The organism is Mucilaginibacter inviolabilis (assembly GCF_011089895.1).
Taxonomy (GTDB): Bacteria; Bacteroidota; Bacteroidia; order Sphingobacteriales; family Sphingobacteriaceae; genus Mucilaginibacter; species Mucilaginibacter inviolabilis.
Window position 1 is genome coordinate 3,872,537 of sequence record NZ_JAANAT010000001.1, and the last position, 10,491, is coordinate 3,883,027.

Consider the following 10,491-nt stretch of genomic DNA (forward strand, 5'->3'; position numbering starts at 1 on the left):
CGCCAATTTTAAAAAGCAAGAATGAAAACCAACAGAACTTTTACCATGATTAAGCCTGATGCGGTAGCAAACGGCCACATTGGTGCGATTATAGACAAGATCACAAAGAGCGGCTTTAAGATCATCGCTCTTAAATATACTTCGCTGAGCCCCGAAAAAGCCGGTCAGTTTTATGAAGTACATAAAGAACGCCCTTTTTACAAAGACCTGGTTAGCTTTATGTCATCAGGCCCTATCGTTGCTGCTATCTTAGAAAAAGATAACGCTATTGAAGATTTCCGTAAACTGATTGGTGCTACCGATCCGGCCAAGGCAGAAGAAGGTACTATACGTAACTTATTTGCCAAATCAATTGATGCAAATGCTGTTCACGGCTCTGATTCTGACGAGAATGCTGACATAGAAGGCAATTTCTTCTTTTCGGCTTTCGAAAGATTTTAACTTTCAGATAACTTACCGGTGTAATTCAGTTAATTACACCGGTAAATGTTATTTTTTTGCTTTGTTCTGGTATATGTTTTGTAGATTTACCCTACGGGGTTAATTTTTCAGTTCTATTTATTTTACCCTGAATTAATAAACCTGGTAATTTTTAAAGCTATAGATCATGAAACTGTTTCTGAAATGTATCATATACCTGTTAATCATCATATGCCTGGCAGCAGCTTCAATTCTGCTATATAAAACTCACCCAGAGGTTCAGCTCGCTTTCATCATTCCTGGTATATTTATTTTTGCCTATTCCAGGATCAATGATGATATTGGCATAAAGCACAAATTTCGTTTTTCTAGAGGAAGATAACCTCTTCAACCAGTATACCGTTTGCTTTCTCATTGATCTTATCCATGATCTGGGCGCGCATCATCATCAGCTCGTTTTTGATCACCGACGATTCTATACGTAAAAATAATTTCTTATCGCGGATAAATAGCTCCTTGGTTCTGTTGGCTACAGGTTTACCCACCAATTCGGGCCAGGCGGCCACTACAGCGGTTTCATCAAAGCGGCGTTTAATTTTATAAACGTTCAGCATTTGGTCAATAGCATCTTTTAACGATTTGTCATTTGCTTTACGCATCAATTACCCCTCCTGTTACTTTAAATAGTTTTACGTCTACGTTTATTTTTTCAAAAATATCCCGCACCCTGTTTACGCTGGTATCGGTGATAAACACTTGCCCAAAATCATTATTGGATACCATTTTCATCAGCTTGGTAACGCGCTCATCGTCCAGCTTATCAAAAATATCATCCAGCAGCAGCAGAGGTTTAAAGCCTTTTTGCTGATATAAAAAAGTATACTGTGCCAGCTTGAGCGCTATCAAAAACGATTTTTGCTGGCCCTGTGACCCAAACTTTTTCATTGACATACCGTGGATACCAAATTGCAGGTCATCCTTATGTATACCCGCTGTGGTACGCTCCAGCGCCCGGTCGCGCTCTACATTCTTTTTTAGCAAATCGGCAAAATCATCCTGCAGCAATTGTGATTCGTAAATCAACTCTACATGTTCGGCCCCATCACTTAAAAAACTATAATGACTGTTAAAAATAGCGGTAAAGCTTTCCATAAAAGCTTTGCGCCTTTCAAATATACGGTTGCCCGAACCAGCTAATTGCTCATTAAGCACTTCCAGCAAACTGGGGTCATAACGACCGGTATCGGCAATCAGCTTTAACAGGGCATTACGGTTGGCCAGTACCTTGTTGTAGGTAATCAGCTCATCCAGGTAATGATTATCGGTTTGCGATATCACATTATCAACAAATTTGCGCCGTTCTTCGCTCCCTTCGGTAATAATACTGGTATCATATGGCGATATCATCACCAGTGGCAGTAACCCGATGTGATCAGCCAGGCGTTGATAATCCTTTTTGTTACGTTTAAACTGTTTTTTCTGGTTACGTTTAACAGAACAGGCTACAGCCTCGGCTTGCTCGTTTTTATTAAACACCCCGGTAATGATAAAAAAATCCTCGTCCTGCTTTATTTGCTGACTGTCAATAGGGTTAAAATAGCTTTTGCATAACGACAGGTAATGAATAGCATCCAACAAATTGGTTTTGCCGGCACCATTATTACCGGTAAAGGCATTCACCCCCTTGCTAAACACAAGCTCGGCCTCCTGGTAATTTTTAAAATTGATAACTGACAGTTGCTGCAAATACATAACGGAGAGGCAAAGTTAGGGATTTAGTTCATTAGTTTATCCGTATCATTGGTTTATCTGAACCCTGATTTACGTGATTTTGGGATTAAAATGTTTTTTACTTCTATCAATAAATTTCTCTACACGCGTCATTGCGAACGAAGTGTGGCAATCCCTTACATACAGAGTGGCTATATGTAAACCGGGGAATTGTTTCGTGCCTCGCAATGACACAAAGCAGCGCATCTCCTCCCAATAATCTTTGGTATAATGAACCATAAAACCACCTCCATAAAGATTTAATACAAAAGCTATTGCCAGAAATTTTGAAAACTGTAACTTTGCACACTTAATTTTAGAACAACAATGTCAAAAACCCAAGCGACTACCAAAGTTACAGCACCAGAAAGTAATTTAGGGCAAAGCGGAAATTTCGTGCGCGAGAATCAAAAAAGCCTGTTATTTATAGGTGGGGCCATCATTGCCCTTATTGCTATTTATCTTTTATATCTTAAATTATATTTAGGGCCACGCGAAATAACCGCTGCCGATCAAATGCACGTTGCGCAGGATTTTTGGGCTAAAAAAGATTGGGACAAAGCCATTAAAGGCGATGCAAGCTATCCGGGTTTTGAAAAAATCATTACCGAGTACAACAATACCAAGGCTGCTAACCTGGCTTATTTTTACTTAGGTACCGCTTATTTAAACAAAGGAGAATACCGTAAAGCCCTTGATAACCTGAACAACTATCGCGGTGACGACAGCATGGTAGCTGCCGAAGCATTGGGTAGCGCAGGTGATGCCTATGTTGAGCTAAAAGATTATGATAAAGCCATCTCTTCATTTAACAAAGCTGTTGATAAAGCAAAAAACAAATTTTTATCCCCTCTTTACTTAAAGAAATTAGGCTTGGTTTACGAAGAGCAAAAAGACAACAAATCGGCCACAGAGGCTTACAAAAGAATAAAATCAGAATATCCTGAAAGTGCCGAAGCGCAAAATATTGACGAGTATATAGCTCGTACCGAAGCGAAACAATAATTCTCGATTTCGGATATCGAATGTTCGATTTCGGATTTACTGACTTGCAAAGGCCTTTAAATCCAGAATCGAACATTTTTTTTATAAGCAAATCCGAAATACAGATAGATCCGAAATCGAACATCTCAAATCCGAAATCAAAAAATCATGGCTACACAGCTTAAAAACCTATCAGATTTTTCAAATACCGAGATCCCGTCAGCACAACCATACCGCTTCGGTATTGTGGTAGCCGAATGGAATGCCGAAATCACCAATGCGCTTTATCAGGGTGCCCATCAAAGCCTGGTAAATAATGGCGCCCTGCCAGAAAATATTGCAGTATACCCGGTACCCGGCAGCTTTGAGCTTACATCAGGCGCTGATCTGCTATTAAAAAAAGGCGGATTAGACGCAGTGATATGCCTGGGCTGTGTGATACAGGGCGAAACCCGCCATTTTGATTTTATTTGCGATGCTGTAGCAAATGGCGTAAGTAATGTTGCCATAAAATATTCAAAACCTGTTATATTTGGTGTATTAACCACCGATAACCAGCAACAGGCTATTGATCGTGCCGGTGGTAAACATGGTAACAAAGGCGATGAGGCCGCTATTACAGCGATAAAAATGGCCCATCTTGCCGAAACATTAAAGAGCTGATCAACGTAAAAACGGTATCAATTAATACGATGAAAAAAATTATTTACATAGCGTTTATTGCCCTGGCAGTTGGCTGCACGATCTCGTCATGCTCCAATAAACTATGCCCAGCTTATGGTTCGTATCCTAAAAGTGGTCGTTAACAGGCAATTGTCATTTTTTATTTTCATTTAAAGCTATAGGGAGTTTTTTGTGTTATTTTGTAAGTTAGTTTTACTTATAGCACAGCACACTATATCATTATCTTTATGAATTGGATTTCGTTGGAGTCGGCAGATCAATTGAATAGCATTAAACAGCACGAGGGCTACAGTTTGATATTTAAACATAGTACCCGCTGTTCCATCAGCATGATGGCCAAAAAACGTTTTGAGTTGGACTGGGAAGATCTTCCCGAAGATATGCCTCTTTATTTCCTGGACCTGATTAGCTATCGCGACCTGTCAAAACAAGTAGCAGATATTTTCCAGGTACACCATGAATCGCCGCAGTTGCTGTTGATCAAAGACGGCGAATGCGTGCTTGATCAATCACATGGTCAGATCTCAGTTGACGAAGCCCTATCGGTTTTAGTTTAGCCAAGAATTTCAGGGATTTTATTAATTGAAGGCCTGTCATCCTGAGCTTATCCAAGGATCGCGCTTAGAGGCTTGCCCATCATGCTTCGACAAGCTTAGCATGACAGCCGGTGTGTTTGATCTTATTTCCTGATCCTTACCTCTTGTTTCTGCATACTTATTATAATTTATTCGTAAAACTTGCGCAATAGCTCATAAAGGGTTATTTGGTTTTTAACTACATTTGTACCATGATTGATTTACCGGTAATTCCTGCTGTTAGCCAACAAGCTCAACGCAAGCCAGATTGGCTTAGGGTAAAGCTTCCTATTGGAAAAGAGTATACACATGTACGCAGCTTGGTTGATGAACATAAACTGCATACCATTTGCGAAAGTGGTAATTGCCCTAATATGGGCGAGTGCTGGGGAGCCGGCACAGCTACTTTCATGATACTAGGTAATATTTGCACCCGCTCCTGCTCATTTTGTGCGGTAGCAACCGGCAGGCCATTAGCCGTTGATGTAGATGAACCTAACCGTGTAGCTACATCGGTAAAACTGATGCAGGTAAAACACTGCGTGATCACCTCTGTTGATCGTGACGATTTAAAAGACGGTGGCTCTATCATTTGGGCCGAAACCATCAATGCTATACGCCGCGAAAGCCCGGAAACTACATTAGAAACTTTACTGCCCGATTTCAGGGGCAACTGGGATAACCTGGCACGTGTACTGGAAACCCGCCCAGAGGTGGTATCACATAACCTGGAAACCGTACGCCGTTTGACCAAAGAGGTACGCATCCAGGCCAAATATGATCGTAGCCTGGAAGCTTTAAAACATGTATCAGAAGCTGGTTTACGTACCAAATCGGGCATTATGCTGGGTTTAGGCGAAACCGAAGATGATATTTTAGAAGCGATGGACGATTTGCTTGCGGCCGGTGTACACATACTTACTTTAGGGCAATACTTACAACCAACGCGTAATCACCACCCGGTAATTGACTGGATCCATCCAGACCAGTTTGCCCGGTTAAAACAATTTGGATTAGATAAAGGTTTTAAATACGTGGAGAGCGGACCATTGGTACGTTCATCCTATCATGCAGAAAAACATCTGTTTGATATATGATAATTCCTTTATATATTCACGCCGTTGAGTAAGAAACATAAAATATCGCTGACAGAAGAACAACTAGTTTTTTCATTGAGAAATCATGAGAAAATAGCTATTGAGGCGCTATATGATATGTACTCAGCTTCACTGTTCGGCGTAATTTCTCGTATTGTTATCGACACTGCCATTGCCGAAGATGTTTTACAGGAAACTTTTGTAAAAATCTGGCACTCCTTTTCCAGCTATAGTACAGAAAAAGGCCGTTTATTTACCTGGATGGTAAATATTGCGCGTAACCTGGCTATAGATAAAATCAGATCAAAAGATTTTAAGAATCAGAATAAAAACCAGGAGATTGAAAATATCGTAAATTCCATTGACGAACAAAAGAACACAGTTTACAAGCCTGAGTTGATGGGTGTTAAAGATTTGGTTGAGACGTTAAGGCCTGAACAAAAATCAATAATCGATCTGGTGTATTTTAAAGGTTACACTCACGTGGAAGCGGCTGATGAATTAGGCGTTCCGCTGGGTACCATTAAAACACGGTTGCGAATGGGCATACAGCAACTCAGAAAACATTTTAATTGAAGTAGTGGAAGATATAAGAGCATATATAGAAACAGGGATACTGGAACTTTACGTTCTGGGGGATGTAACCCCCGACGAAAAGTTGCAGGTAGAGGAGATGGCCAAGAAACATCCTGCCGTAAAAGCGGAATTGGATGAAATTGGACGCTCTCTGGAACTATATGCTCTTGAAAACGCAGTTGAACCATCAGAGGCCTTGCGCGAGCGGGTAATGGGCAGCATCCTCACCAATCTTGCCGATGATAACAACTTCCCGGAAAAACCGCAGCCTATTCATAATAACGTGGTAGCAATGCCGCCGCGTAAAGAAAATAATTTTTATAAATATGCTTTTGCTGCCAGTTTGGCCCTGTTAATAGCCAGCACTATTGCTTTGGTAAATACTTACTCGCGCCTCAAAAACTCTAACGACCAGTTGGTGGCTATGCAATTGCAAAATCAGCATTTCAGTAACCGGGTAAACTTAATGGACAGGGAATTAACTATTTTCCGCGATCCAACCTTTAAGCTATTAAAATTACAGGGAACCGCAAAAACTCCGGCATCGGTTGTAACACTGGCCTTTAGCCCCGCTAAGCAAAAAGTAATCATTGATATGGGCAATGTTAAACTGCCTGAGAACGATAAAGACCATCAATATCAGCTTTGGGCGCTGGTTGGCGGAAAACCGGTGGACCTGGGTGTTTTTGATGCCAAAACCGACTCAACTGATATGAAAGAGATGAAGTCGATAGCGCTTGCTGATGCTTTTGCCGTAACCCTTGAACCAAAAGGGGGCAGCGTTAATCCTACCATGGATCAAATGGTAGTTCTGGGTAAATTCTAACCCCGGCTATTCCTCTATTTTATTACTTTTATCATATTTCCATCTCTGAGGCAATTCTCTATTCCCGATAGTTTTAACAATTTTTAACATAGTTTATATACCAATTAATGTCATTTTGGGTTATTTTTGGAAACAAAGCCGCACCTTATCATGTTATTTAACAATTATTTAACCAGAATCCACACAAAATATTTGTTTTTTTGTAACTATTAGGGTAGTTGGTGCGTCTTATGTATAGTTAGATCGATAAAACCTAATAAATATCATAAATCTAACACCATAAATGTGAGTATTTAGTTCTTTATAAGATCAGTTAATAGTTAATCAAAAACGGTTGTATAAATACTTGCGACCGTTTTTTTTATGCCATTAACTTGGCCATGGTGGCAGGCAACTGCGCGATTAGCTTACCAGGCAACACTACATTTAACCTATTAGGCAAGGCCAATTCATCGCCGGCTTTACCATGTACATAAATACCAATAAGACAAGCTTGCAAAGATGTATATTTTTGGGCCAGCAGTGCTGCAATAACTCCAGTTAACACATCGCCCATACCTCCTGACGCCATAGCCGCATTACCAGATGAGTTAAAGTAAGCCTTACCCTCTGGCGATAGGGTTATAGTATAATCATTTTTTAAAACGATATAGATATTTAGTTTTTTGGCTTGCTCCATACCTGTTTGCAGTCTTTGCCACCAGCTTTTATGCGAACCAAACAAACGATCAAACTCCTTCATGTGTGGTGTTAGTACACTACCCGCCGGCAGCTTTTTCAATAGTTCCTGATGCTCTGCCAGTAAATTAAGCGCATCGGCATCAACCACTACCGGCTTTTTATAATTTTTGATAAGGGCCGATAACAGATCAAGCGCATCTTCATCTTTACCCAGACCAGGCCCAATAGCTATCGAACTAAATTTATCCCATTCTACCTCAGGCAATTGATTTTCATTACGCACAATGGCCATAATCTCGGGCTGATAGCTGTTCAAGGCAATCAGACCGCTTTCAGGAACACAGGCAGTTGTAAGACCAGCCCCGGCATGTACGGCAGCAGAAGAGCTTAGTAAAGCTGCTCCCATGGTTTGAGCTTGTCCTGCAATCAGGAGTGTGTGCCCGTAAGTACCCTTGTTGCTAAAATGGCGTCTTGGTTTCAGCCAGCCCTTTACGTCCTTTTCCTCTATAAACTGGTAAGATGAGTTGAGGGATTGCACATGCTTTTCATCAATACCAATATTTACTGCTTCCCAGCAATGGATATAGGGAGCCGATTCAGGCAGCAAAAAATTAATTCTTGGTTGTTGGAAGGTGATTACCAGATCGGCTTCAATGGCAGTGGCATCCGGTTGAATCTCTCCGTCGCAAAAGAGCCCGGAGGGTACATCAACCGCTACAACCGTCTTGTTGAGAGCATTGATATGTTTAACCAGGCGTTCATAGTCGCCGGTAAGGGGTTTGTTTAATCCACTACCCAAAAGAGCGTCGATAATGATGGAGCTGTTTTCATCGGTCAACTCATCGCCTTTATTTATTTCGTTTACAGGAATATCAATTTGTTTTAAGCGCTCCAGGTTAACATCAAAATCGGCAGAAGTTTTGTCGCTGAAACGTACCACTCTTACCACCAGCTTTTTATACTGGTGTTGATGCAATATGCGAGCAATGGCCAATCCGTCGCCGCCATTATTACCCGTACCGCAGTAAAAACTAATGGCTTGCTTTTTATCCGGAAAATGATTGATGAACCAGCCAACAAATGCTTTGGAAGCCCGTTCCATCAAATCAACAGAGGAAATAGGCTCATGGGCTATAGTATAGGCATCGGCCTGGCGTATTTGAGTGGCAATTAGTAAAGGCAGCATATTATTCTAAAGTAGCGAATAATATGTTTTGTTTTTGTAAAGTTCTTAATGCGCAAAACTAAACTTACCCATCAACACCGCAGGGTTATTGCCGATGGTCATGGGTTCGCCGCATAAGGCCTCATTACCTAACAAGCCAAATAGTATAGCTTCTTTGGCATCGGGATCAATCCCCAGGCTGCCGGTATCGGCAATGTGAGCATCTGCTAATGCCTGTTTTAAATGATTAACGACAAAGGGGTTCCTGGCACCGCCACCACTTATAAATATATGCAGATCATCGGCCGGGATGTAAGTCCTGATAAAATGCTCAATAGCTGCTGCTGTAAACATGCTCAAGGTGCTTACCAGATCTTCATTTTTGATGTGCTCTGTCCCTGTTCGTAACTGCGCCTGCTCTACATACGCTAAACCAAACAATTCCGGCCCGGTAGTTTTGGGGGCTTCTTCTTCGAAAAAAGCATGATTGAGTAATGCCCTGAGCAGATCCTCGTTTACTTTACCGTTATAAGCAATAACTGAATCCTTATCATAAGCCGTATTAAAGTATTTACGACATGCTGCATCAATCAGCGTATTTCCGGGACCAATATCTGTGCACAAGATTTGAGTAGCGTCGCCATCAGCAGGGAGATAGGTGAGGTTGGCAATCCCTCCGATATTCAATAGTATACGATTTTCGCCAGGTTTACTGCCCAGCAACACATCGCCATATAAAGCCAGGGGAGCGCCTTCGCCACCGGCAGCAATATGTTTCTGCCTGAAATCGCTGATGGTTAGTATACCGGTTTTTACTGCCAGATGATCGCCATCGCCAATTTGCAGGGTTGCATTAGCATAATTGCCGCGGTGATGCAGGCGTTGCGGCGCGTGATAAATAGTTTGCCCGTGACTGGCTATAAAATCAACTGAGGCGGCATCTATACCCCAACCAGCCAGGGCTTCTAAAACTAATTCGCCATGATAATTACTTATAAAAGCGTTCAGTAAAGTTACCAGCTCCAGATCAGCTGTTTTGCGGGCAAATACCTGCTGCACCTCATCCTTAAAATTTTGTGGATAGGGCATGGTGATAAATTGCAACAATTGAAGCTGTGTTTGCAGACCGCTGCCGGTAAAACTGCACAAGGCAATATCAAGTCCGTCAAGTGACGTTCCTGACATTAAACCGATACCCGTTTTTTTATCTTTTTGGGCGATAGTGAACAAGTGCTGCAGATTTTGATTAAACGGTAACATGGCTTTAAATTACAATTTGTTGCCGGGCTTTGCAAAAGTTAAATGAATAAGAGACCTTATCCTAACTCATCTCCAAAGGAGAGGGACTTAACACAAACGTTTGCGAATCAAAGTAAGAGAATTAGGTGAGGTTTTAAGTTAAATTAATAGCCGCACTACCTAAATATCTGATATATTTGTTTTGAAACAAGCATATAAACTTATTAATACTGATACATGGCCCGATTAAATTTATTGGAAGAGACCCGGTACGAGAAGCTGCCGGTAAGCGTTTATGGTAACCAGCAGGAAGCCTCGGTAGCAGTGGCGGCTCGTATTGCTGCACTCATCCGCGACAAGCAATCACGTGCTGAAAAAACCGTGCTCGGTTTGGCTACCGGTGTTACCCCCATTGGGGTGTATAACGAACTCGTTCGCTTGCACCGCGAGGATGGTTTGTCTTTCCGTGACGTG

Annotated in this window: 11 protein-coding genes and 1 pseudogene; 8 read left to right on the forward strand and 4 right to left on the reverse strand. The window is 41.6% G+C overall.

Annotation, left to right across the window (positions count from 1 at the left end):
- Positions 1-21: 21 nt before the first annotated feature.
- Positions 22-441 carry a nucleoside-diphosphate kinase gene (locus tag G7092_RS16030; RefSeq protein WP_166090819.1) on the forward strand — a complete coding sequence of 140 codons (420 nt, stop codon included), beginning with the start codon at positions 22-24 and terminating at the stop codon, positions 439-441.
- A 347-nt stretch (positions 442-788) separates the two neighbouring features.
- On the opposite strand, the gene G7092_RS16035 is transcribed toward G7092_RS16030, so the two are convergent.
- Together G7092_RS16035 and recF are read right to left on the reverse strand one after the other, a co-directional pair.
- Positions 789-1,079, reverse strand: a complete 291-nt coding sequence (locus G7092_RS16035) for a DciA family protein (protein ID WP_076376360.1) — start codon at positions 1,077-1,079, stop codon at positions 789-791.
- Entirely contained in the window at positions 1,072-2,172 is a 1,101-nt protein-coding gene (recF, locus tag G7092_RS16040) for a DNA replication/repair protein RecF (RefSeq protein WP_166090821.1), read from the reverse strand. Before recF ends, G7092_RS16035 begins: the two co-directional genes overlap by 8 nt.
- A gap of 345 nt (positions 2,173-2,517) precedes the next feature.
- Between recF and G7092_RS16045 the strand changes: the two genes are divergently transcribed.
- The 6 genes from G7092_RS16045 to G7092_RS16070 all read left to right on the forward strand — a co-directional run bounded on the left by G7092_RS16045 (position 2,518) and on the right by G7092_RS16070 (position 6,932).
- A complete protein-coding gene (locus G7092_RS16045; protein ID WP_166090822.1) occupies positions 2,518-3,195 on the forward strand; it encodes a tetratricopeptide repeat protein in 678 nt (225 codons plus the stop codon).
- A 147-nt stretch (positions 3,196-3,342) separates the two neighbouring features.
- Positions 3,343-3,837: a 6,7-dimethyl-8-ribityllumazine synthase gene (gene ribH, locus G7092_RS16050; protein ID WP_166090823.1), complete on the forward strand. Its 495-nt coding sequence runs from the start codon at positions 3,343-3,345 to the stop codon at positions 3,835-3,837.
- A 248-nt stretch (positions 3,838-4,085) separates the two neighbouring features.
- Positions 4,086-4,415: a bacillithiol system redox-active protein YtxJ gene (ytxJ, locus tag G7092_RS16055; protein WP_166090824.1), complete on the forward strand. Its 330-nt coding sequence runs from the start codon at positions 4,086-4,088 to the stop codon at positions 4,413-4,415.
- 230 nt (positions 4,416-4,645) lie between these two features.
- Positions 4,646-5,530, forward strand: a complete 885-nt coding sequence (lipA, locus tag G7092_RS16060; protein WP_166090825.1) for a lipoyl synthase — start codon at positions 4,646-4,648, stop codon at positions 5,528-5,530.
- 24 nt (positions 5,531-5,554) lie between these two features.
- Positions 5,555-6,106 carry an RNA polymerase sigma factor gene (locus G7092_RS16065; protein WP_166090826.1) on the forward strand — a complete coding sequence of 184 codons (552 nt, stop codon included), beginning with the start codon at positions 5,555-5,557 and terminating at the stop codon, positions 6,104-6,106.
- 4 nt (positions 6,107-6,110) lie between these two features.
- Complete coding sequence (locus tag G7092_RS16070; RefSeq protein ID WP_166090827.1) at positions 6,111-6,932, forward strand: anti-sigma factor; 822 nt, start codon at positions 6,111-6,113, stop codon at positions 6,930-6,932.
- 361 nt (positions 6,933-7,293) lie between these two features.
- Here the strand turns inward: G7092_RS16070 and G7092_RS16075 are convergent, their stop codons facing one another.
- Both G7092_RS16075 and G7092_RS16080 read right to left on the reverse strand, forming a co-directional pair.
- A complete protein-coding gene (locus G7092_RS16075; RefSeq protein WP_166090828.1) occupies positions 7,294-8,799 on the reverse strand; it encodes an NAD(P)H-hydrate dehydratase in 1,506 nt (501 codons plus the stop codon).
- A gap of 45 nt (positions 8,800-8,844) precedes the next feature.
- Complete coding sequence (locus G7092_RS16080) at positions 8,845-10,038, reverse strand: anhydro-N-acetylmuramic acid kinase (RefSeq protein ID WP_166090829.1); 1,194 nt, start codon at positions 10,036-10,038, stop codon at positions 8,845-8,847.
- 216 nt (positions 10,039-10,254) lie between these two features.
- Between G7092_RS16080 and G7092_RS16085 the strand changes: the two are divergent.
- Positions 10,255-10,491, forward strand: a pseudogene (locus tag G7092_RS16085) (glucosamine-6-phosphate deaminase); the annotation flags it as partial.